Raw genomic sequence first — 21696 nt, 5'->3', positions numbered from 1 at the left:
TTAAGCCCCCTAAAAATAGATGTAAATTGATCGTGTTATGAATAAAAAACTACTTATCCCACTTATTATTTTTCTAGCTGTCGTTGTGGCATTTTTAGTTCAGCTTGGACGCAATGCACAAGGTGATGATCCGAAAGCGTTAGAGTCAGCTCTGGTAGGGAAGCCTGTACCACAGAAAACATTAACGGATTTATTGGAAAATAAAACCTACGGTAATGAAATTTTCCAACAAGGTAAACCAATTCTCTTAAATGTGTGGGCGACTTGGTGTCCAACTTGTTACGCAGAGCATCAATATTTGAATCAATTAGCCAAGCAAGGCGTGACAATCATTGGTTTAGACTATAAAGATGAATCACCAAAAGCAATGAAATGGCTGAAAGATTTAGGCAATCCTTATAGTCTTGTGCTTAAAGATGAAAAAGGTTCTTTTGCATTAGATTTGGGTGTTTACGGCGCACCAGAAACATTTATCGTTGATGGCAAAGGTGTGATTCATTATCGCTTAGCGGGTGATGTGAATGAACGCGTTTGGACTGAGACCTTAAAACCGATTTATGACAAACTCGCGGAGAAACCATAATGAAAAAATCATGGCTTTTTTTAACCGCACTTTTGGTGAGTATCTCGGCGACGGCTTCTATTGATGCATTGAATTTTGCCTCACCAGAACAAGAAAAGGACTATCATCAATTAACACAAGAATTACGTTGTCCACAATGTCAAAATAACAATATTGCCGATTCGAATGCAACCATTGCTGTAGATATGCGTGGCAAAGTGTTTGAATTATTGCAAGAAGGCAAAAAACGAAGTGAAGTTGTCGATTATATGATTCAACGTTATGGCAATTTTGTGACTTATGATCCACCAATGACGACGTCAACAATCGTATTATGGATTGCCCCAATTTTATTAGTGTTGATTGGCATTTTATTTGTATTCAAACGTAAATCAAAAAGCCCAAGTGCGGTCAATTCTGACGCGATTTTAGATGACGAAGAGAATGCGCGTTTATCGGCTTTACTCAAAGAAAAGGATAAATAATGAATTTTGCATTAAGTATTATTTTGCTCACGTTAGTGGTGGCATTGATTTGTTTTTATCCCTTGTTGCGTTCTGTTAAAGCGAAAGAAGATAAAAAACGAGATGAATTAAATAAAGCCCTGTACTTTTCTCGCTTAAAAGAGATTGAGCAAGATAATCAGCAAGGCTTAGTCGAGAACGTTGAACAACTTAAACAAGAGCTACAAAAAACATTATTGGAAGATATTCCTCAACAAGAAACACAAACCATCGATAATAATGCCAAAAATTACGGTAAGTTATGGTTTGTTTCTGGTTTATTAGGTTTGGCCATTATTGCTGGTGGAGCTTATTTCCCTTTGGGATCTTGGAAAGCCGAAGATATGATGGAAAAAACATTGGCAAAATTACCTTACTTCTTTGAACGAATCAAAGAAGAAGACACAAATCCAATGACAGATGCAGAAATGCAGCAATTTTCTACCGCACTTCGTTTGGATTTACAAAAAACACCAAAGGATGCTAAAAAATGGTGGTTGTTAGGTCAGGTAGGGATGAATTTAGGTAATGGAAAATTAGCCTTTGATAGTTATCAACAAGCGAATAAACTTGAGCCAGATAATTTAACGTATAAGCTTTCCTATGCGCGTATGCTAATGTCTTCTGAAGATCAAACAGATAAACTCAAAGGTAACCAGCTTTTACGTGATGTTATTCGTCAAGATCATTCGAATCCTGAAGCCTTAAGTTTACTTGCTTTCAGTTATTTTGAAGGGGAAGATTATAAAATGGCGGCAGTAACCTGGGCGATGATGTTACGTTTATTGGAGCCAGATGATCCTCGCGTGCCAATGCTTGAGAAAAGTATTCGTGCGGCACGTGATGCGCTCGCTTTACAGGAAGAAGAAAAAGCGAAGAGTGTCACACCGGAGAAATAATGAAACCCCAATTATTAGGTTTTCACCATATTGCGATTATTGCTTCGAACTACGCACGTTCGAAGCATTTTTATATGGAGATTTTAGGCGCTGAACAGCTAAATGAAACTTATCGGGCAGAAAGGGATAGCTATAAATTGGATTTAAGTTTTCCCGATGGGAGTCAAATAGAATTGTTTTCTTTTCCAAATCCGCCATTAAGAGTAACCACTCCAGAGGCTTGTGGTTTGCGACATTTAGCATTAAAAGTCGAAAATATTGATGAATATGTTGCTTATCTTTTGGAAAATAGCATTGATTGTGAAGCAATTCGAGTTGATGAATTAACGGGAATGAAGTACACTTTCTTCCGAGACCCGGATTATTTACCCATCGAATTATACGAAAATAATTATTAACGTAGAAAATCAAATTATTATGAGTCATATTAAGAAAAAAATTGGGATTTACTCTTTTTGTGTTTTAGCATCATCAGTTGTTTTAGCCGAAGGTAGTAGTGTTGTATATGCAACAAAAGCGAAGACACCTGAAAATCATGTTTCTGAAAGTAATATTTCTGAAACGGTGAAATATATTGATGGAAAAGGACAAAAAAGTTTAGATCCTAAATCTGCTAAAGATATAGCAGAACTTGCCAATAGTGTTGAGTTTGAAGTATATAAATTTAATGAATTAGCTGCATCTAAAACAACCTTCCTCTCACCTGCAGGGATTTGTACTGGTTTTAAAAGTGATGATGGCGTAGATGTAACAAATTCTAGCAATTATTACATTAAACCTAATGATGCTAGCGAGTATTATGGTAGTGTTTTAGGTGCCACAATTTATAAAAAAGGTGAAACGAAACATTCACAGTATATCCCTGTTTATGCAATCAAAAATGCCAATGTAGCAAAATATATTGAGCAAAATGAAGATCCGAACGTCAGAAAAAAAGCGAATGAGCGGATTAAAGAAGGTAGAGAAACACTGAATAAAGTAATTTGTGATAAAAGGTAACGGCATGAAAAAATTAATTTCTATTGCAGCATTATCGGTTTTAACAGCTTGTACTGCACCTCAGCAAGCCTCAACCATTGGTAATGGTGCAGCGATGTATGATATGAATGCGGTGCAGGATTATAATTCTCGAGTAACAAGTGGTAATACTGTCACTGCTCGAGAAAAAGCGAAAGTTGCACAAAGAGATAGCGTTCCAAATGAAATGAATGCGAGTGATCATCGCTCTAAACATACAGGTTATTCTCGCATTCCTGTAGCAATAATGCCGAGTGTCGGTGTTGGTTATTGCCATCACTGCTGGTAATTAAATGACTAAAAAATTAACCGTACTTGAAAAAGTGCGGTTATTTTTTTATCTGTTTATAAGCCTAAAATAGATTTCACAAAAGGAATGGTCAGATTTCGTTTAGCTTGCAATGAGGCTTTATCGAGTTGAACTAACGCCTCTTTTAATGTCGCCATATCTCGGTCTAGACGAGTAAATATAAAATTGGCAGTATCATCTGAAAGCATAATGCCTCGTTGATGAGCATTTTGTTTTAATACAGCGAGTTTTTGTTCATCGCTGAGTGGAATCAATTGATAACTTTCTCCCCATTTTAAGCGAGAAGCCAGATCTGGTAATTTAACGGGCAGAGCAGTAGGAGATTGCTCGGCACTGACAACCAGTAATGTTTTGCCATTGGCTTTAATACAATTAAAGAGATCAAATAAGGCTATTTCCCATTCTGAATTTCCAATAACCGCTTGCAAATCATCCAGACAAACCAACTCTTGCTGTTCTAAATTTTCAAAAACAGCCGTGGAGAAATATTGTGATTTGCTTAAAGGAACATAAATGGCACTTCGTTGTTGCTGAATATATTTATGACAGAGTGCGCGTAGAAGATGGGTTTTTCCGACGCTTTGGTTTCCCCAAAGGTAGAAGAATTGTTGCTGTAAATCAGTCATGTTTTGGCGTAAAGAATTGAGCAATAATGCATTATTATTACTATAAAAATTCTCAAGCGTTTCATCATCAATTTGATGAATAGGTAAAGAAAGTTGCTGATTCACAGATTAACGAGTTAATTTAAAATAAAAAAGAAAGGGCTAAATTTTCATTTAACCCTTTTATTTGGGAAGTTTTATTCTACTTCATTTTTTGCTTTTGGCAAAATCAAGTTCAGTACAATCGCGACGATAGCACAAAGACTGATACCTTTTAGGGAAACAGCATCGCCAACGTTGACAAACATATTACCGATCCCGAAAGTCATTACCACCGAAATGATACAAAGGTTGCGAGGTTCAGTCACATCCACTTTACCTTTAATTAAGGTACTCATCCCGACAACGGCAATTGAACCGAATACCAACATCATAATCCCCCCCATTACGATAGTTGGAATAGTAGAAAGGAATGCACCTACTTTACCACAGAAGGAAATTGCAATTGCCCATACCGCTGCCCAAGTCATAATATTTGGATTAAAGTTGCGAGTGAGCATTACAGCCCCCGTTACTTCGGCATAAGTGGTATTTGGTGGACCACCTACTAATGACGCTGCAGCCGTTGCAATACCATCGCCTAATAAGGTGCGGTGTAAGCCCGGTTTCTTAAGGAAATCTTTACCAGTTACAGAACTGATTGCCATAATACCTCCCACGTGTTCAACGGCTGGTGCGATAGCAATCGGTAGCATATAAAGAATGGCTTCTAAATTAAATTCTGGTTTGGTTAACTGAGGTAATTCAAACCATTTTGCATCTAAAACAGGTTGGAAGTTAATTAATCCTAGGAATAAACAAATCACATAGCCAGCAACGATACCAAACATAATTGGAATCAGTTTCATCATACCTTTAGCAAATACCGCAACAGAAAGGGTAGTGACTAAGGTAATCATCGAAACCAATACAGAATGCTCATAGCTATATGCACTGTTTTTACCTAATGACATATCCACAGCAACAGGAGCAAGTCCCATACCAATAATGATAATTACGGGACCGACAACAACAGGCGGGAAGATACGCTCAAGCGCAGCACTACCACGCAATTTTACTAAAGTTGATAGTGCGAAATAGACGAAGCCTGCACAAGCAAGTCCACCCATTGTGGTTGGTATGCCCCAAGTTTGTACACCATATTGAATAGGCGTAATAAAGGCAAAAGAGGAGGCCAAGAAAATAGGGACTTGTTTACCCGTACAAAGTTGGAAAAGTAGTGTACCGATACCTGCGGTAAGAAGGGCTGTATTAGAATTTAATCCAGTGATTAAAGGAACTAATACTAAGGCGCCAAAGGCAACAAATAACATCTGTAAACCGACAAACGCTTGTTTGCCCATGCTTTGCACCTCAACAGGTGCGGTTGTAGTTTGATTACTCATTTAGTTTCAACTCTCGGTTTGAATTAACTGAAAGTGCGGTCGGTTTTAATGCTTTTTAGCTTTTGTGTTTTCACGCACGGAAAAAAGACGGCTATAAATGCCGTCTTATTAAAAGGGAATTATTTCGTCCCAAAAATCTTATCGCCTGCATCCCCCAAGCCTGGAATGATGTAGCCTTGTTCATTTAAGTGATCATCAATCGATGCGCAATAAAGTTCGATATCTGGATGTGCTTTTTCTAATGCTTTAATCCCTTCTGGTGCCGCGACTAATACTAATACTTTGATATGTTGGCAACCTTTTGCTTTTAATAGATCAATTGTAGAGATCATTGAACCACCCGTTGCAAGCATTGGATCCACAACGATAGCTAAACGTTCTTCTAAGTCACTGGCTAGTTTTTGGAAATAAGGGACGGGTTCAAGAGTTTCTTCATTACGATAAATCCCGACTACACTGATGCGAGCACTAGGAACATGTTCTAAAACGCCATCCATCATGCCGAGGCCTGCACGTAAAATTGGTACAACAGTAACTTTTTTACCTTTGATACGGTCGATTTCAACAGGACCGTTCCAACCTTCGATAATCACTTTTTCTGTTTCGAGATCGGCTGTCGCTTCATAGGTGAGTAAGCTGCCCACTTCTGTTGCAAGTTCACGGAATTTTTTAGTATCAATATCAGCTTCGCGCATCACGCCTAATTTATGTTTAACAAGCGGATGTTTTACTTCAACGAGTTTCATCTTTTTTCTCCCTTTAAAAAACAAATCGGAGAATTTTATATCAGAAATATTCAATTGCCTAGTATTTTTATTATGACAGTTGGGTATAAAAACAATTAAAAAATTAACCGCACTTTGATGAAATACATTCTCAACACAGGTCATAAAGCCAATGGCTCTCTTATTCACTCTCTTATAAATATTCACATTATTTTCCCAGCTAAAGGAAATCATTTAATGAAAATAAAAGTGCGGTCAAAAAAGATAATGGATTTTTTATAAATAAAAAGCGGCTAATGACTTAGCCGCTTTTGCATGATAATAAACCTAGTTAAGCTGTTTTTTTCGGTTTGAAGAAAATCATCGTAAAGATTTGCCAGAAGAAGGCTAGTGCACCGAAGATGAATACTACATCACCACCTAAACGAACCCAACGTAAGGTATCGAATAGAGGTTGTTGCATAAATTCTTCACTACGAGCATACCATAAGCCTTCAGAGATACTTGCATAACCTTGAATAATACCGATTGGTAATAAGCTTGATACGATCATTAATACTAAACCGCCATTTAATAACCAGAAGCCCCATTTCATTAACTTATCGTTAAATGGTGTATCCGGACGTAAATAACGAGCGATTAAGAATACGAAGCCTAATGCTAAGAAACCATACACACCGAATAATGCGGCGTGAGCATGAACAGCAGTCGTGTTCAAGCCTTGGATATAGTAAAGCGAAATTGGTGGATTGATTAAGAAACCAAATACGCCAGCACCTAACATATTCCAGAACGCTACGGCTACGAAGCAGTAAAGAGGCCATTTTAAGCGTTCCATCCAAGGTGTTTTTTGTTGCATTTCCCAGTGTTCCCAAGCTTCATGACCTAATAACACTAATGGAACCACTTCAAGTGCAGAGAATGACGCACCTACTGCGATAATCGGTGTAGTTGCACCTGCGAAGTATAGGTGGTGGAACGTACCAGGGATACCACCGATTAAGAATAATGCCGCTTCAGTAATAGTTGCTACAGTCGCAGTACGACGAGAAACTAAACCTAAACTTACGAAGATGAATGAGAGTGCCGCTACAGAGAATACTTCGAAGAAGCCTTCTACCCATAGGTGAACGACCCACCAACGCCAGTATTCCATCACAGAAATGTGAGTGTGCTCGCCGTAGAATAATGCAGGGCCATAGAATAAGCCGATTGCAATGACAGAAGCGAAAAATAACGCTAATAAGTTTTTGTCTCCTGGTTGTTTAAATGCGTTCACTGTACCGCGAAGCATTAAGACTAACCAGAATAAGATACCGGCGAATTTCACCGCTTGCCAGAAACGACCTAAGTCAATGAACTCATAGCCTTGGTGACCGAACATGAAGCTCCATTCTTCTGGAAGAATATGCGCAATTGCTAAATAGCTACCAGTGAATGAACCGACGACTAATACCACTAATGCCCAGAATAAAACATCCACACCCAATTTTTGGAATTTCGGATCTTTACCGCCATTGATGATCGGAGCCAGGAATAAACCGCCGGCTAAGAATGCCATTGCAATCCAGAATAATGCCGCTTGAATATGCCATGTACGCACCAATGAATAAGGTAAGTATTGAGAAATATCAATACCATAGAATTCTTGACCTTCAACAGTATAGTGAGCAACAATCGCCCCTAAGTTTACTTGCAGTAAGAATAATGCAAGCACCGTAAAGAGATATTTGCCCAATGCGCGTTGAGAAGGGGTGAGCTGTAATTTTGTGAGCGGGTCAACTTCCGGAATAGGTGGATCTTGTTCATCTTCACGTTTTTTGAATGACCAAATCCAAACAACGAAACCAATACCTGCAATAAGGAATACCACACTCGCAATAGACCAAACCACGTTTTCTGGTGTTGGTACGTTATTAATTAACGGTTCGTGTGGCCAGTTGTTGGTGTAGCTTGCATGAGTATTTGGACGTTCAGCAGATGCAGTCCACGCTGTCCAGAAGAAGAATTTAGCTAAGTCTTTACGAGCTTGTAAATCAGGAAGAGTATTATCCTTCATCGCAAAGTGTTCACGAGTCACTTTGGTTGCTGGATCGTCACCGTATAAAGAGATGTAGTATTGTGCTGTTTTTTCCATTGCCGCTAAACGGGTGTTTGAAAGCACAACGGTACCGTTTTCAACTTTGCTACCACGATATTCTTTGGTTAGACGAGCTTTTAATAACGTTTGTTGTTCATCATTTAAATCAGCGAAATTTTTACCAAATTCTTGATTCGCGGTAATATCCAACCAGTTAGTTAATTCACGGTGAAGCCAATCTGCCGTCCAGTCTGGCGCTTGGTATGCACCATGACCCCAAACAGACCCGACTTGCATACCACCAGTGGTTTGCCAAGCGGTTTGACCATGTAAAATATCATCGTGAGTAATCACTTTTTCGCCAGATTCAGAAACATATTGTTGCGGAATCGGTGGTGCTTCACGATAAACTTCGAACCCATAGTAACCGAGAATGGAGAAGGCTCCAATCAATACGGCGACTAACAGGTACCAGAACTTTTTATACTGTCCCATTTTATCACTCCTAGATTATTAGAAAATACGATGCCTTGATGGTTAGTTATTCCGAGAATAGCCATCAAGAGCTAGATTTTACGCTAAGTAAAATACTTGAGCAATTATATCGACTATCGATTGATGAAAATATTACCTAAAACTGAGTAATTTAATCAGGTAATAGGAAATGCTAACTAAAAAGATAAAAAATGCGGCCAAAAACCTATCGATTTTTGACCGCACTTTATTTGAAGAGGGGATTAACGTTTAAACATGCCGCCTAAACCACCGAGGCCACCTAAGCCGCCTCCGCCCATTAAGCCTTGCATGCCGCGCATCATTTTTGCCATTCCGCCTTTGCGCATTTTCTTCATCATACGTTGCATTTCGTCAAATTGTTTCAGCAACTTATTCACATCTTGAACTTGTGTACCAGAACCTAATGCAATACGACGACGGCGAGATCCTTTGATAATATCTGGATTTGCACGTTCTTTTAAGGTCATGGAATTAATGATGGCTTCCATTTTAATAAACATTTTGTCATCTACTTGATTTTTTACATGATCCGGTAAGTTTTTCGCACCCGGTAATTTTTCAAGCATCGACATCATACCGCCCATTTTTTTCATTTCACGGAGTTGTTCACGGAAATCGTCTAGGGTGAAATCATCGCCTTTCTTGAATTTCTGTGCCATTTTTTCCGCTTTTTCGCGATCCACTGAACGTTCAAGATCTTCGATAAGGGAAAGTACATCGCCCATGCCTAAAATACGCGATGCTACGCGATCAGGGTGGAATGGCTCAAGGGCTTCTGTTTTTTCACCCACACCTAGGAATTTAATCGGTTTGCCGGTGATTTGACGAATAGATAAGGCCGCACCACCACGCGCATCACCATCCACTTTGGTTAAGATAACCCCAGTAAGTGGCAAGGCTTCATTGAAGGCTTTTGCTGTATTTGCCGCGTCTTGACCAGTCATCGCATCAACCGTGAAAAGCGTTTCAATTGGATTTAATGTCGCATGAACTTGCTTGATTTCATCCATCATCTCGCTATCAACATGTAAGCGACCTGCCGTATCCACAATTAACACATCGTAGAATTTGAGTTTGGCGTCAGCAAGTGCCGCTTTTGCAATCTCTACCGGTTTTTGTTTGACATCAGATGGGAAGAAATCCACGCCAACAGATTGTGCTAAGGTCTCAAGCTGTTTGATTGCCGCAGGACGATATACGTCGGCAGAGACTACAAGTACTTTCTTTTTATGACGTTCGCGTAAGAATTTTGCTAATTTACCCACGCTGGTGGTTTTACCCGCACCTTGTAAACCAGCCATTAAAATGACTGCGGGTGGTTGCGTTGCCAAGTTTAAGCTTTCATTAGCTTCACCCATGGCTTTTTCGAGTTCACGTTGAACGATTTTTAAGAACTCTTGGCCTGGTGTTAAGCTTTTATTAACTTCTTCGCCTAATGCACTTTCTTTTACTTTAGCGATAAATTCACGTACGACAGGCAAAGCAACGTCAGCTTCTAATAACGCCATGCGCACTTCGCGTAGCGTCTCTTTAATATTATCTTCAGTTAAGCGACCTTTCCCGCTAATGTTACGTAGCGTTTTGGAAAGACGATCCGATAAATTCTCAAACATTTTAAATCCTGTTTTTTCTTAAAAAATTGCCGTGATTATACCGAAATTTGGGCGTTTTTCATCATTTCAAATAAAATTATGGCGATCTAGAGAAAAGATCCGTTAAAATAAGAATAATTCCTAGTAAAGAGAAAGCATTATGTGGTTTGCCCTTTTTTCGATTATTTTTTACATTCTTAGTTTATTGTTGATCGCCCCGTTTTTGATGAATTCATCAGAAGGGAAGTTGAGTCAAAGTAAAATCCCGTTTTTTCTGACAGCACTTGCAGCAATTGTTCTGCATGCAGTTAGCACGTTCCCTCTGCTAGAGGATCTTGCATCAGGGCAAAGTTTTACGCTAATGCAAATCGCTTCCTTAATGAGCGTAATTATTGCGGTCTTAGCTACGCTTTCAATGTTTCTCGTTTCGACAATGTGGTTTGTTTTACCAATCGTGTATGCGTTTTCGATCATTAGCTTGATCTTTGCGACATTCTTATCAAGCCATATTATTCAAATGCTTAATCAAAATACATTGATGCTGTTCCATATTGGTTTGTCGCTTTTTACCTACGCCGTATGTTTTATTGCAACGCTTTATGTGATCCAATTGGTCTGGTTAGACCGTAATTTGAAAAAGCGTAAAATCCAATTTTCGCCAGCAATTCCGCCATTGATGGCAGTAGAACGTCATTTCTTCTGTTTATTTGCGATGGGAGAAGTATTACTGACACTGACTTTAATTTCGGGGACTTATCATGTATTACAAGCGGTGACCCTAGAAAATCTGCACAAAGCGATTTTCTCTTTCCTTGCTTGGATTAGTTTTGGTATTGCTTGTTTTGGTCATTGGCGACTAGGCTGGCGTGGAAAAAGGATGATTATTTACGCAATTTCAGGTATCATTCTGCTCACAATTGGCTATTTTGGCAGCCGTTTGATTTAATCGAAATCAAAGAACAGGTAAAATGATCTGCACCTCAAAAGTTGGACTGAACAACCAACAATTGAGGTGCAGATTTTTTATGGGTAAACACTATGCAGTAGAATTTCAATTACAGGTTCTTCAACCTATCCTAAAAGGGAAAATGAGCATGCGAGAAGCCGCTCGTTTTTACAATATCCCCTCTGGCACATTAGAAACGTTTTGAAAAAAGTGACATAAAAGGACCGAATCCGATACAATATCGTCGTCAGCCCTTATGTGAATAGTCCAGGTTTTGGGGGCAGATCAGGTGTTTATTTATTCGAACCCTCCGGATGCAGATCAACTCCCTGATGGCGTTCTTGCAATTTTGCAATTACATCCACCCAGCTTTTATCCACGGTGCGGCCGTCCGAAGAGGCGGTAATGTCATAGAACACCAGCTCGTCCGCGCCTTCCTGCGCATAACGCTGCGCCAATGGCACAATGTCGCCGATGATTTCATGATTACGAAACTGCACACCTTTCACCACCTGTCCATCACGCACGTCCAAACAAGGAATTATCCGTTTTGCCAACATTCGATTGCCTCTGTTACATCTCGCTCTGAGTGAACACTGCCACCCGCCTGAATTTTACAATTTGTCGTGTTAATAATTTTTCCAATCAACGCCCTTTGACGTTTTGTAGAGACAAATATCTCTAAAAACTACCCGTGTGGTATCCCATTAAGCCATATTGGAAGCGTAAGAAGCCATATTGGAGACGTAATAAGCACTATAGTGCCCCAAAGCGGTGCTGTTGCGTTTATGATAAATTCTTCAATCGCATCTTGATTTAATTCCTCCACTTCATATTCTTCGCTAAAGTGCAATGTTTGCTGTGTTTCAAGTGAGGTTCGGATAATCGGTTTCTCATCGGGTGGCAATATACGACCATCAATAAGGTATATGTGTTTAATTAGGTAAGCTTCATCTCGATCCGACCAAGTGGGATCTTGCCGTTTGGCCGCCTGTAGAATTTCGCCGTCAAGCATAAATTTCTGTGATGAATCCATAGTAATTCTTTCATCCAATAAAGCTATTTGTTCCTTATTCAGTTTTTTAGGATTAATAATTAAATAGATTGTTGAATCGGTTGATATGGAATCATTAATGTTTTTTCTGATCGTTGTGTCATAAAAATAAACATAAATAATATGATCGGATAGCGTAAACGGAAGCTCATTAAATCCGGTATTTTTTTCTCGCTTAAATTCATAATTTGCTAATTTACCGATAAAATAAACACTGTCATCATTCAAAATAATACGTGAAATAACATCTTCAGTATCTTTATATTTTGTCACTTTATGGTATAAATCATCTAAAGTAAAAATGGCATAAATGGTACTAATAGCGAAAAATAATAAATAAAGTTTAAATATAAATTTCATGCATCTCATTGTCTTTCCTTATTTTTATTTATAATGACCAGCATTCGATCGCCTCCGCTACATTAAATTTGCCTTCCAACAAGGCGCGTCCAACAATAACACCTGCCACGCCGGTATTTTTAAGCGCCTCAATATCTGCCAGGCTACCAATGCCGCCCGATGATTGGAATTGAATATCGGGAGATTGCGCGCAGATTTCACGATATAAATCGATGTTTGAACCTGCTAAGGTGCCATCACGCGAAATGTCGGTGCATAACACATGGAGTAAGCCGACACTTTGATAGCCTTCGATTACTTCTTCCAACAATACGCCACTAGCTTCTTGCCAGCCGCTGATTGCCACAATTTTTTGACCGCTTGCATTGATGTTGATGTCCAATGCCAACACGAATTTCTCCGCGCCATATTGAGCAAACCATTGTTTTACGGTGGCGCGTTCTTTAATCGCTGTTGAACCGATCACCACGCGGTTTGCGCCTGCAGCTAATAAATCGGCAACATCTTGTTCGCCACGAATCCCGCCACCGACTTGCACAGGGCAAGACGTAGCGGCAATGATTTGGCGAATTAACGCAGTTTGGCGGGCATGTGGATTTTTCGCTCCGGTTAAATCCACTAGGTGTAATTGCTGTGCTCCTTGGCGAACATAATCGGCAAATTGTGCGATGGGGGCGTCACAATAAGTAGTTTGTTTGGCGTAGTCGCCTTGGTGTAGCCGCACAACTTGGCCATCAATTAAGTCAAGGGCGGGAATGATTTGTGATGTTTGCATAGGTTTTCCTGTGTAATGTAATCAGTTCCCCCCTCTTTAGTAAAGAGGGGGGAGGGGAGATTTAGCAGAAGTCATTTTCAACCTTGTGAGAGATTAGACATCCTAATCAAATCTCCCCCTGCCCCCTCTTTTCTAAAGAGGGGGGGCGTTATTTTAGCTCTGTAGTCTATTTCACCTTCTCCACAAAATTCCTCAACAACATCGCCCCATTTTTGCCTGAGCGTTCCGGGTGGAACTGCACTCCGTAGAAATTTTTGTTAGCGATGGCGGCGGAAAAATCCACACCATATTGGCTGGTCGCAATGGTATTTTCATTAGGCAATACCGCATAGCTATGCACAAAATAGAAATGACTGTCCTGCGCAATGCCATCAAATAGCGGGCAATTTTCATCAAAATGCACACGATTCCAGCCCATATGAGGCAACGGTAAGCCGGTATCCGGAATCAGTTCGGTTTGCCCATTCATTAAACCAAGGGTGGAGACATTGCCTTCGGTAGAGAATTCCGTCATTAGCTGCATGCCTAAGCAAATGCCTAGCACAGGCTGTGTGATAGTTTGGATTACCTCAACTAAACCTAAGCGTTGCAAATTCAGCATTGCTGCCTTGGCGGTTCCTACACCGGGTAAAATTAATTTATCGGCGGATTTAATTTTATTGAGATCATTGGTAATCTCCGCGCTATACCCTAATCGTTCAAATGCAAATTTGACGGAGGAGAGGTTGGCGCACCCGGTGTCGATGATGGTGATTTTTGTCATTTATCTATTCCTATTCTAATGAATGATATACGCCTATTTCATCTAAATGATAAAAATTATCTATAAGTTTTATTTCTATATTCCAACTCTCACATTCAGAATCAATTTCAACATTAGAGCATATGATGTGAAATTGAATATCAGGGGTAATATCTACCTCTATATTAGTAAATCCCATAGACACTAACTCTTTATCTTCCCAATCTTTAATAAATGACTCAACATCTAATAATAATGAAATTTCAAAAATAGTATTTAATTTTATAACCCAAGTGGCACTTTCTCTTTCTGATTTCCAAATATCGTAGTCTACAATAGAAAAATTTTGAATATCATAGGAATTAATTTCAGCATCACAAGAATACATATTTTCAGAATAAACATTTGGAATCCAATTTACATAATCAATTTTATCTATGATTTCTTCCCGTATATATGAATTTATTTTTTCAGCTTCTAAAACAAATTTATTCAATATATTGTTAGCTATTTCATCACTTCTTGCAGAAAACAAAGAGGTGAATTCATCAATAGATCTAGCACAATATAGATTCTTTGATTTTTCAGCAAACTTTTTCCAACCATTATCCCCAGAAATGATTATTCCTATTTGATTTTTTTCTAGAGAATAATTTTCAATTAACCCAAGGCAAACAGCATCTGGAAACTCATGTTTTTTTTCGTTATTATTTTCAAATGGAGGGGTACAGTTAAAATAGGAATCAAAAAGAGCTGAAATATCATAATTTTTAGTAAATAAGACTTCCCCGTCAAATTGTGATATGTATTGATCTATCTCTTTTTTAATTTTATCTATATATCTAGCCTCTATCTCGTCATTGGGAATATTAAATTCGGCACTCATTAATGCTTCTTTACGAATTAATTTATTGACTAAGCTATTAAGAGAAGTTAAATCACTTCTAATTTCTTTTTGTTTATGAGAAACTATTTCCTTATATATAATATCAGGGAGCTTTATTTTCATTTGATATGGCAGTTGTAAATATAAATCCAATAATTTATCATTAAAGAACTTATAGCCTGCACTTTGAATTGTGGAAGTATCTAATGAGAAAAATTTTATCTTTCCATCATTGATATCTTGAGCTTCTGGTAAACCTTTTGGCATACAATAATCTCCGTATATACTAGTTTTAGTAAAAATTATACATCTAAAATAAGTATAGAGTTTTAATATTTATAAAACCCCCTTACTACTCGGCAACTCCTCCCCCTCAATCCTCACCGCCTGTCTTAACGTCCGCCCGAATACCTTAAACAAGCTTTCAATTTTGTGCTGGTCGTTGTCGCCGGTGGCTTTGAGGTGTAGCGTGGCGAGCAGCGATAATGCCAAGGATTGGAAAAAATGTTCGGTGAGTTCGGTGCTGAAATCGCCGACTTTATCGCGTTTGAAGTGGGCAGAGAATTTGATCCAAGGTCTGCCGGATAAATCTAAGGCACATTCAGCGCAGCATTCATCCATCGGGAGCACAAAACCGAAGCGGGCAATGCCGCGTTTGTCGCCAAGGGCTTGTTTCAATGCTTGACCGAAAGCAAGGGCGGTATCTTCCACGGTATGATGTTCATCGATCCACAAATCGCCATTGCATTGTACGTTCATGCGGAATCCGCCGTGAGTGGCGATTTGGTCAAGCATATGGTCGAAGAAACCAACGCCGGTTTTGATATCGTTAACTCCAGTTTCATCCAGCCATACTTGCACTTTAATATTGGTTTCTTTGGTTTTACGCACCACTTCGGCAAAACGTGGAGGGCGGTTGCTGATGTTGGTGACGGGTTCACCGAGCAGTTTTTCTGCGATCAAGTTCCAGTTTAATTTTTCGGGATGATATTGCAGCGCGCGAATGCCGAGATTTTCTGCTAACTGCACGTCGGTGGCGCGGAAAAAGGATGATTATTTACGCAATTTCAGGTATCATTCTGCTTACAATTGGCTATTTTGGCAGCCGTTTGATTTAATCGAAATCAAAGAACAGGTAAAAAGTGCGGTGAAAATGACCGCACTTTTTGTTGATTAACGAACAAAAGGATTTACCCTTGGACAGTATCCCCCTTAGTACTTTATTTATTACACTCATTATTTGTTTAGTTTTATCAGCCTATTTTTCCGGCTCAGAAACCGGATTACTCTCTCTCAATAAATATCGCCTTCGTTTTATGGCGGAACAAGGTAATAAAGGTGCGCAAAAAGCAGAAAAACTGCTCGAAAAGCCTGATACCTTATTAAGTTTTATTCTGATCTTTAATAACCTTGTTAACATCAGTGCTTCAGCTATTGCAACCATGATTGGTATGCGTTTATATGGCGATGCGGGTGTGGCTATTGCAACAGGTTTATTAACCTTTGTGATGCTTGTTTTTTCTGAAATTTTCCCTAAAACCGTCGCGGCAATGCACCCTGAAAAGGTGGGATTATTTTCAAGTCATATCTTGGTCTTACTATTAAAAATATTTTATCCGCTAGTTTGGTTAATGAATATTTTCACGAAAACGTTAATGCGAATGGTGGGTTTAAAACCTGATATGCAAAAGCAAGTGATTAGTCGTGAAGAACTCCGTAGTATTGTATCAGAAGCGGGCGAAGCGACACCGGATGAACAGCATCCACAAATGTTGCTCTCTATTTTAGATATGGAAACCGTGACTGTCGACGATATAATGGTGCCACGTAATGAAATAGCAGGGATTGATATTGATGACGATTGGAAAGCCATTATGCGCCAGCTTAATCATGCACCACATAATCGAATTGTGTTGTATAAAGGCAGCCTTGATGAGCAAGTATTAGGGATTTTGCGTGTGCGTGAAGCGTTTCGTTTGTTATTAGAAAAAAATGAATTTACTAAAGAAACCTTATTACGTGCCGTCGATGAAGTGTACTTTATTCCAGAAGGGACGCCACTGAAAACACAATTAGCGAATTTCCGTACGAAAAAAGAACGTATTGGTTTAGTGGTGGACGAATATGGTGACATTAAAGGATTAGTCACGCTTGAAGATATTTTAGAAGAAATTGTGGGTGATTTTACAACCACTACTGCACCGACTATTGAACAAGAAGTCGTTCAGCAATCTGATGGTTCGATGATTATTGAAGGCTCGGCAAATCTTCGTGATTTGAATAAAATGTTTGGTTGGGAATTAGATACAGAAGATGCTCGCACCTTTAATGGTTTGATTCTCGAACATCTTGAAGATATTCCTGATGAAGGAACCGTTTGTGAAATCGATGGCTTACGAATTACTATTTTAGAAGTCAGCGATAATATGATTAAACAAGCAAAAGTAGAGAAATTGGCCTCTTAAATGTGGCTTTTTCTAACCGCTCTTTTGTTTAAGAAGTACGTTATTTTTACAAAGGATTGAATATGACAGATGAGATTCGTTTAACACAATACAGCCACGGCGCAGGTTGAGGTTGTAAAATTTCGCCTAAGGTGTTAGGGACAATTTTACAGACTAAACTCGAAAAATTTGCTGATCCCAATTTATTGGTCGGTAACGAAACAGCGGATGATGCTGCGGTTTATGATCTTGGTAATGGTACTGCAATTATCAGTACCACGGATTTCTTCATGCCGATTGTGGATGATCCTTTTGATTTTGGTCGCATTGCTGCAACCAATGCCATTAGTGATATTTTCGCAATGGGCGGTAAGCCAATTATGGCTATTGCCATTCTAGGCTTCCCGATTAATAAATTGCCACCAGAAGTGGCTCAGAAAATAGTTGATGGTGGTCGTTTTGCTTGTTATCAAGCAGGGATTTCGCTAGCGGGTGGACACTCGATTGATGCGCCAGAACCGATTTTTGGTTTAGCAGTAACAGGGGTTATTGCTACCGATCGTGTAAAACGTAATGCCTCGGCAGAAGCGGGTTGTAAGCTTTATCTGACGAAACCATTGGGTATTGGCGTGCTGACTACTGCAGAGAAAAAAGGTAAATTAAAACCTGAACATCAAGGGTTGGCAACAGCAGCAATGTGCCAAATGAATCTGATTGGTAGTCAATTTGCAGAAGTTGCAGGCGTAACAGCTATGACGGATGTAACGGGTTTTGGTTTGTTAGGGCACTTGGCTGAAATCTGTGAAGGCTCAAATCTTAATGCGGTTGTGCATTTTGATAAAATCAAATTATTAGATGGTGTAGAAGATTACATTGCAGAAGGTTGTGTACCAGGTGGAACCAACCGTAACTTTGAAAGCTATGGACATAAAATCGGTCCTCTTACCGATTATCAAAAGGCGGTACTTTGCGATCCTCAAACTTCAGGTGGTTTGTTGATTGCGGTTAAACCAGAAAGTGAAGCTGAAATTTTAGAGATTGCGAAAAAAGCCGGTATTGAGCTTAGTGAGGTAGGCGTATTGAAACCTCGTCAAGCTGGCGTACTAGTAGAAGTCGAATAAATGGCTTTAGTGAAAATAAAAAGTGCGGTGAAAATTCACCGCCTTTTTTATTCTTTATTTTCCTTATTTTCTTTGTTGTTGGAATACATTGAGTCAATAATATGACGATAGCGCTCCATAATCACTTTTCGGCGTAATTTGAGCGTAGGGGTGATTTCACCAAGTTTTACACTAAATGCTTGAGAGAGTAGCGTAAATTTCTTCACTTGTTCGAAGTGCGCCAATTCTTTTTGGAGGCTTTCAATGCGCTTCTCAAACATTTTAATAATTTCAGAGTGTTTGAGTAATTCCATGCGATCTTGATACTTAATATTCAGTTTTTTCGCATATTCTTCTACGCTATCAAAACAAGGCACGATTAGGGCTGAAACATATTTTTTGGCATCGGCAATAATCGCAATTTGTTCGATAAATTTATCTTTACCGATTTTACCTTCGATATATTGTGGCGCAATGTATTTGCCGTTAGACGTTTTCATCAATTCTTTAATGCGGTCGGTAATAAATAAATTACCTTCAGCATCAAATTCACCTGCATCTCCCGTTTTCAAGAAACCATCTTCGGTGAAAGCTTGAGCCGTTTCTTCTGGCTTTTTATAGTAACCTTTCATCACCATGCCGCCACGCACCAGAATCTCGTTATTTTCACCAATTTTAACTTCGGCATTTGGCATCAATTTACCAATAGAATTAGGATTAAAATGATGGTCATCCCAGCAAGAAATGGTAGCTGTGGTTTCTGTCATACCATAACCGAGTTTGATATTAATCCCAATGCTATGGAAGAAAAGCCCAATGGTTGGTTCTAATTTTGCGCCACCACAAGGCATCATTTTGATACGTCCGCCTAACAATGAACGCAGTTTAGACAGTACCAGTTTATCGGCAAGCGCATAACGTTTTTGCAAGAAGAACGGGACTTTTTTATTTTGAGACAGAAGCTCAAAACGTTTTTGCCCCACTGCAATCGCCCAATGGAAAATCATCTGACGAATAAAAGGTGCTTTTTGTACTTTATCAAGCACGGCAGAATAAATTTTTTCATAGAAACGCGGTACTGCACACATAAAGGTTGGACGCACTTCTGTTAATGTTTCACGTACTTGATTGGTATCTTCGAGATAACAAAGGATTGCTCCGCGATGTAACACATAGGCAACCCAAGCTCGCTCAAAAATATGGCTAAATGGTAAAAAAGAAAGTGAAACCTCATCTTGATTAACATCTAATGCAATATCATGGGCTTCAAGTTGATGAGCCAAGTTATTGTAATCGAGCATTACGCCTTTCGGTTCACCTGTTGTGCCAGAGGTGTAGATGATCGTGAATAAATCATCCATCGTTTTATTTGCTAAGCGAGTTTCAAATTCAGCCTGAAATTCAGCTGCACCTAATTGAATTAACTCGTCCCAATAGCAGGAAAGGGTAGTTTCTGTCAGTTGAATCTGTTCTTTCATGGCCACAATTTTTTGTAATTGTGGACACTGATGTGCAATTTCTAACGCTTGCTCATATTGTTCTTGATCGCCAACAAACAGAATTTTGACATCGGCATGATTTAAAATAAATTCAGCTTGTTGTGCAGTATTGGTTGCATAAATTGGAACAGTAATGGCACGAACTTGAAGCGCTGCAATATCAGCGATTGTCCAACGTGACATATTGTGCGCAAAAATTGCAATTTTATCTTGTACTTGAATATTGCAAGCAAGAAAAGCTAATGAAAGTTGATCAAGCTGTTGTTGAAATGCGTTCCACGAAATATCTTTCCACAAGCCATTAATTTTATGGCGAAGTGCGGTTGCATTTTGACGAGTTTTTGCCTGCTGGCGAATTCGATTGACGAAATGACGTTCTAAATTCATATAAGCCTTATTTGAGCGAACAACTGTACGCTAATATAAACGAAATAAATTTAAAATCTAGTAAAATGTTATTATTTTGTGAATATAGAATAAATAATAGACATATTATTTTTCTATTTTTATATTGAAATGGGAAATAAAGAATATATAAAGTATTGAGAAAATTTAAATTGATTAGAAATAAAAAAACCGCTCTAAAAAGAGCGGTTAATTTTTTAGCTATTTTGATTAGCCTTTGTAGTTGTATACGTGTGCAACTAAGTCTAATACTTTGTTTGAGTAACCAGTTTCGTTATCGTACCAAGATACTAATTTAACGAAAGAGTCAGTTAATGCGATACCCGCATCAGCATCAAATACAGAAGTTAAAGCACAACCATTGAAGTCTGTAGAAACTACTGCATCTTCGGTGTAACCTAAAACGCCTTTTAATTCGCCGTTGAAAGTTTTACCTTCAGCTGCATCTTTGATTGCTTGTTTGATTTGTTCGTAAGTTGCTGGTTTTTCTAAGTTTACAGTTAAGTCAACTACAGATACGTTTGGAGTAGGAACACGGAACGCCATACCAGTTAATTTACCGTTTAATGCTGGTAATACTTTACCCACAGCTTTCGCTGCACCGGTAGATGAAGGGATGATGTTTTGTGCCGCACCACGACCACCACGCCAGTCTTTAGCTGATGGACCATCAACAGTTTTTTGAGTCGCTGTGGTTGCGTGAACTGTAGTCATTAAACCATCTTTGATACCGAAAGTTTCGTGAACAACACGTGCTAAAGGTGCTAAACAGTTTGTAGTACAAGAAGCGTTAGACACGATGTCTTGGCCTGCGTATGCACCGAAGTTTACACCACGTACGAACATTGGTGTGCTATCTTTAGAAGGACCAGTCAATACGACTTTTTTCGCACCAGCAGTGATGTGTTTGCGTGCTGTTTCATCAGTTAAGAATAAACCTGTTGCTTCAACTGCAACATCAACGCCGATCGCACCCCAGTTAAGGTTTGCAGGATCACGTTCAGAAGTAACACGGATAGTTTTACCGTTTACGACTAAGTTACCGTCTTTAACTTCAACAGTACCGTCAAAACGACCGTGAGTTGAATCGTATTTCAACATGTAAGCCATGTATTCAACGTCGATTAAGTCGTTGATACCTACAACTTCGATGTCATCGCGATGTTGTGCTGCACGGAATACGATACGACCGATACGGCCGAAACCGTTGATACCAATTTTAATAGCCATA

Annotated in this window: 21 protein-coding genes and 3 pseudogenes; 11 read left to right on the top strand and 13 right to left on the bottom strand. The window is 39.1% G+C overall.

Annotated elements, in window-relative coordinates; translation table 11 throughout:
• Nucleotides 1-37: 37 nt before the first annotated feature.
• Genes PARA_RS00115 through PARA_RS00090 form a run of 6 tightly spaced genes read left to right on the top strand, consistent with a single transcriptional unit; the run spans nucleotide 38 to nucleotide 3270 of the window.
• A complete protein-coding gene (locus tag PARA_RS00115; RefSeq protein ID WP_014063987.1) occupies nucleotides 38-583 on the top strand; it encodes a DsbE family thiol:disulfide interchange protein in 546 nt (181 codons plus the stop codon).
• Complete coding sequence (locus PARA_RS00110; protein WP_041918183.1) at nucleotides 583-1047, top strand: cytochrome c-type biogenesis protein; 465 nt, start codon at nucleotides 583-585, stop codon at nucleotides 1045-1047. Before PARA_RS00115 ends, PARA_RS00110 begins: the two co-directional genes overlap by 1 nt.
• Nucleotides 1047-1964, top strand: a complete 918-nt coding sequence (gene ccmI / locus PARA_RS00105) for a c-type cytochrome biogenesis protein CcmI (protein ID WP_041918182.1) — start codon at nucleotides 1047-1049, stop codon at nucleotides 1962-1964. The genes PARA_RS00110 and ccmI overlap by 1 nt, the downstream gene beginning before the upstream one ends.
• On the top strand, nucleotides 1964-2362 hold the full coding sequence (locus PARA_RS00100; RefSeq protein WP_014063986.1) for a VOC family protein: 399 nt from the start codon (nucleotides 1964-1966) through the stop codon (nucleotides 2360-2362). The genes ccmI and PARA_RS00100 overlap by 1 nt, the downstream gene beginning before the upstream one ends.
• A 19-nt stretch (nucleotides 2363-2381) precedes the next feature.
• The gene (locus PARA_RS00095) at nucleotides 2382-2963 is read left to right on the top strand and encodes a hypothetical protein (RefSeq protein WP_014063985.1); all 582 of its coding nucleotides are present in this window, start codon (nucleotides 2382-2384) and stop codon (nucleotides 2961-2963) included.
• A gap of 4 nt (nucleotides 2964-2967) precedes the next feature.
• Nucleotides 2968-3270, top strand: coding sequence for a hypothetical protein (locus PARA_RS00090; RefSeq protein ID WP_014063984.1), 303 nt, complete (start codon nucleotides 2968-2970; stop codon nucleotides 3268-3270).
• A gap of 56 nt (nucleotides 3271-3326) precedes the next feature.
• Here PARA_RS00090 and hda read toward each other — a convergent pair whose 3' ends face one another.
• From hda to ffh, 5 genes are all read right to left on the bottom strand, one after another.
• Complete coding sequence (gene hda / locus PARA_RS00085) at nucleotides 3327-4022, bottom strand: DnaA regulatory inactivator Hda (RefSeq protein WP_014063983.1); 696 nt, start codon at nucleotides 4020-4022, stop codon at nucleotides 3327-3329.
• A gap of 71 nt (nucleotides 4023-4093) precedes the next feature.
• Nucleotides 4094-5341, bottom strand: a complete 1248-nt coding sequence (locus PARA_RS00080; protein ID WP_014063982.1) for a nucleobase:cation symporter-2 family protein — start codon at nucleotides 5339-5341, stop codon at nucleotides 4094-4096.
• Nucleotides 5342-5460: 119 nt separating this feature from the next.
• Nucleotides 5461-6087 (bottom strand): uracil phosphoribosyltransferase, encoded by a 627-nt coding sequence (gene upp / locus PARA_RS00075; RefSeq protein ID WP_014063981.1) that lies wholly within the window; start codon nucleotides 6085-6087, stop codon nucleotides 5461-5463.
• 310 nt (nucleotides 6088-6397) lie between these two features.
• On the bottom strand, nucleotides 6398-8641 hold the full coding sequence (locus tag PARA_RS00070; RefSeq protein ID WP_014063979.1) for a nitric-oxide reductase large subunit: 2244 nt from the start codon (nucleotides 8639-8641) through the stop codon (nucleotides 6398-6400).
• Nucleotides 8642-8883: 242 nt separating this feature from the next.
• Entirely contained in the window at nucleotides 8884-10275 is a 1392-nt protein-coding gene (gene ffh / locus PARA_RS00065; protein ID WP_005698426.1) for a signal recognition particle protein, read from the bottom strand.
• Nucleotides 10276-10414: 139 nt separating this feature from the next.
• On the opposite strand from ffh, the gene PARA_RS00060 reads away from it, so the two are divergent.
• Nucleotides 10415-11200, top strand: coding sequence for a cytochrome C assembly family protein (locus PARA_RS00060; RefSeq protein WP_014063978.1), 786 nt, complete (start codon nucleotides 10415-10417; stop codon nucleotides 11198-11200).
• Between the two features lie 79 nt (nucleotides 11201-11279).
• Nucleotides 11280-11405, top strand: a complete 126-nt coding sequence (locus PARA_RS00055) for a helix-turn-helix domain-containing protein (RefSeq protein WP_014063977.1) — start codon at nucleotides 11280-11282, stop codon at nucleotides 11403-11405.
• Nucleotides 11406-11544: 139 nt separating this feature from the next.
• Here the strand turns inward: PARA_RS00055 and PARA_RS00050 are convergent.
• The 6 genes and pseudogenes from PARA_RS00050 to hisB form a co-directional block, all read right to left on the bottom strand.
• Nucleotides 11545-11760 (bottom strand): annotated as a pseudogene (locus tag PARA_RS00050) (HisA/HisF-related TIM barrel protein); the annotation flags it as partial.
• A gap of 128 nt (nucleotides 11761-11888) precedes the next feature.
• The gene (locus PARA_RS00045) at nucleotides 11889-12614 is read right to left on the bottom strand and encodes a hypothetical protein (RefSeq protein ID WP_155106185.1); all 726 of its coding nucleotides are present in this window, start codon (nucleotides 12612-12614) and stop codon (nucleotides 11889-11891) included.
• 28 nt (nucleotides 12615-12642) lie between these two features.
• A complete protein-coding gene (gene hisA / locus PARA_RS00040) occupies nucleotides 12643-13389 on the bottom strand; it encodes a 1-(5-phosphoribosyl)-5-[(5-phosphoribosylamino)methylideneamino]imidazole-4-carboxamide isomerase (RefSeq protein ID WP_041918180.1) in 747 nt (248 codons plus the stop codon).
• Nucleotides 13390-13555: 166 nt separating this feature from the next.
• Nucleotides 13556-14152 (bottom strand): imidazole glycerol phosphate synthase subunit HisH, encoded by a 597-nt coding sequence (gene hisH, locus PARA_RS00035; protein WP_014063975.1) that lies wholly within the window; start codon nucleotides 14150-14152, stop codon nucleotides 13556-13558.
• A 10-nt stretch (nucleotides 14153-14162) separates the two neighbouring features.
• Nucleotides 14163-15284, bottom strand: coding sequence for a PIN domain-containing protein (locus PARA_RS00030; protein WP_014063974.1), 1122 nt, complete (start codon nucleotides 15282-15284; stop codon nucleotides 14163-14165).
• Nucleotides 15285-15353: 69 nt separating this feature from the next.
• Nucleotides 15354-16058 (bottom strand): annotated as a pseudogene (hisB, locus tag PARA_RS00025) (imidazoleglycerol-phosphate dehydratase HisB); the annotation flags it as partial.
• Between hisB and PARA_RS10355 the strand changes: the two are divergent.
• From PARA_RS10355 to selD, 3 genes and pseudogenes are all read left to right on the top strand, one after another.
• Nucleotides 16049-16135: pseudogene (locus PARA_RS10355) on the top strand (inner membrane protein YpjD); the annotation flags it as partial. The pseudogenes hisB and PARA_RS10355 overlap by 10 nt on opposite strands.
• Before the next feature lie 78 nt (nucleotides 16136-16213).
• Nucleotides 16214-17482, top strand: a complete 1269-nt coding sequence (locus PARA_RS00020; RefSeq protein WP_014063972.1) for an HlyC/CorC family transporter — start codon at nucleotides 16214-16216, stop codon at nucleotides 17480-17482.
• Nucleotides 17483-17544: 62 nt separating this feature from the next.
• Entirely contained in the window at nucleotides 17545-18582 is a 1038-nt protein-coding gene (gene selD / locus PARA_RS00015; RefSeq protein ID WP_080557626.1) for a selenide, water dikinase SelD, read from the top strand.
• Between the two features lie 47 nt (nucleotides 18583-18629).
• Here the strand turns inward: selD and PARA_RS00010 are convergent, their stop codons facing one another.
• Together PARA_RS00010 and gap are read right to left on the bottom strand one after the other, a co-directional pair.
• On the bottom strand, nucleotides 18630-20447 hold the full coding sequence (locus tag PARA_RS00010) for an AMP-dependent synthetase/ligase (RefSeq protein WP_014063970.1): 1818 nt from the start codon (nucleotides 20445-20447) through the stop codon (nucleotides 18630-18632).
• A 228-nt stretch (nucleotides 20448-20675) separates the two neighbouring features.
• Entirely contained in the window at nucleotides 20676-21695 is a 1020-nt protein-coding gene (gap, locus tag PARA_RS00005; protein WP_014063969.1) for a type I glyceraldehyde-3-phosphate dehydrogenase, read from the bottom strand.
• Nucleotide 21696 lies beyond the last annotated feature (1 nt).

Source organism: Haemophilus parainfluenzae T3T1 (genome assembly GCF_000210895.1).
In the GTDB taxonomy this organism is placed as follows: Bacteria; Pseudomonadota; Gammaproteobacteria; order Enterobacterales; family Pasteurellaceae; genus Haemophilus_D; species Haemophilus_D parainfluenzae_A.
This window is presented reverse-complemented; position numbering and strand designations above follow the sequence as displayed.

Excerpts from the sequence above, each read along its gene's own strand:
- PARA_RS00080 (WP_014063982.1), bottom strand. The coding sequence starts at position 5,341 with ATGAGTAATCAAACTACAACCGCACCTGTTGAGGTGCAAAGCATGGGC.
- ffh (WP_005698426.1), bottom strand. The coding sequence starts at position 10,275 with ATGTTTGAGAATTTATCGGATCGTCTTTCCAAAACGCTACGTAACATT.
- PARA_RS00100 (WP_014063986.1), top strand. The coding sequence starts at position 1,964 with ATGAAACCCCAATTATTAGGTTTTCACCATATTGCGATTATTGCTTCG.
- hisA (WP_041918180.1), bottom strand. The coding sequence starts at position 13,389 with ATGCAAACATCACAAATCATTCCCGCCCTTGACTTAATTGATGGCCAA.
- PARA_RS00010 (WP_014063970.1), bottom strand. The coding sequence starts at position 20,447 with ATGAATTTAGAACGTCATTTCGTCAATCGAATTCGCCAGCAGGCAAAA.
- PARA_RS00115 (WP_014063987.1), top strand. The coding sequence starts at position 38 with ATGAATAAAAAACTACTTATCCCACTTATTATTTTTCTAGCTGTCGTT.
- hisH (WP_014063975.1), bottom strand. The coding sequence starts at position 14,152 with ATGACAAAAATCACCATCATCGACACCGGGTGCGCCAACCTCTCCTCC.
- upp (WP_014063981.1), bottom strand. The coding sequence starts at position 6,087 with ATGAAACTCGTTGAAGTAAAACATCCGCTTGTTAAACATAAATTAGGC.
- PARA_RS00090 (WP_014063984.1), top strand. The coding sequence starts at position 2,968 with ATGAAAAAATTAATTTCTATTGCAGCATTATCGGTTTTAACAGCTTGT.
- PARA_RS00045 (WP_155106185.1), bottom strand. The coding sequence starts at position 12,614 with ATGAAATTTATATTTAAACTTTATTTATTATTTTTCGCTATTAGTACC.
- PARA_RS00070 (WP_014063979.1), bottom strand. The coding sequence starts at position 8,641 with ATGGGACAGTATAAAAAGTTCTGGTACCTGTTAGTCGCCGTATTGATT.
- PARA_RS00095 (WP_014063985.1), top strand. The coding sequence starts at position 2,382 with ATGAGTCATATTAAGAAAAAAATTGGGATTTACTCTTTTTGTGTTTTA.
- gap (WP_014063969.1), bottom strand. The coding sequence starts at position 21,695 with ATGGCTATTAAAATTGGTATCAACGGTTTCGGCCGTATCGGTCGTATC.
- PARA_RS00110 (WP_041918183.1), top strand. The coding sequence starts at position 583 with ATGAAAAAATCATGGCTTTTTTTAACCGCACTTTTGGTGAGTATCTCG.
- PARA_RS00060 (WP_014063978.1), top strand. The coding sequence starts at position 10,415 with ATGTGGTTTGCCCTTTTTTCGATTATTTTTTACATTCTTAGTTTATTG.
- PARA_RS00030 (WP_014063974.1), bottom strand. The coding sequence starts at position 15,284 with ATGCCAAAAGGTTTACCAGAAGCTCAAGATATCAATGATGGAAAGATA.
- ccmI (WP_041918182.1), top strand. The coding sequence starts at position 1,047 with ATGAATTTTGCATTAAGTATTATTTTGCTCACGTTAGTGGTGGCATTG.
- PARA_RS00055 (WP_014063977.1), top strand. The coding sequence starts at position 11,280 with ATGGGTAAACACTATGCAGTAGAATTTCAATTACAGGTTCTTCAACCT.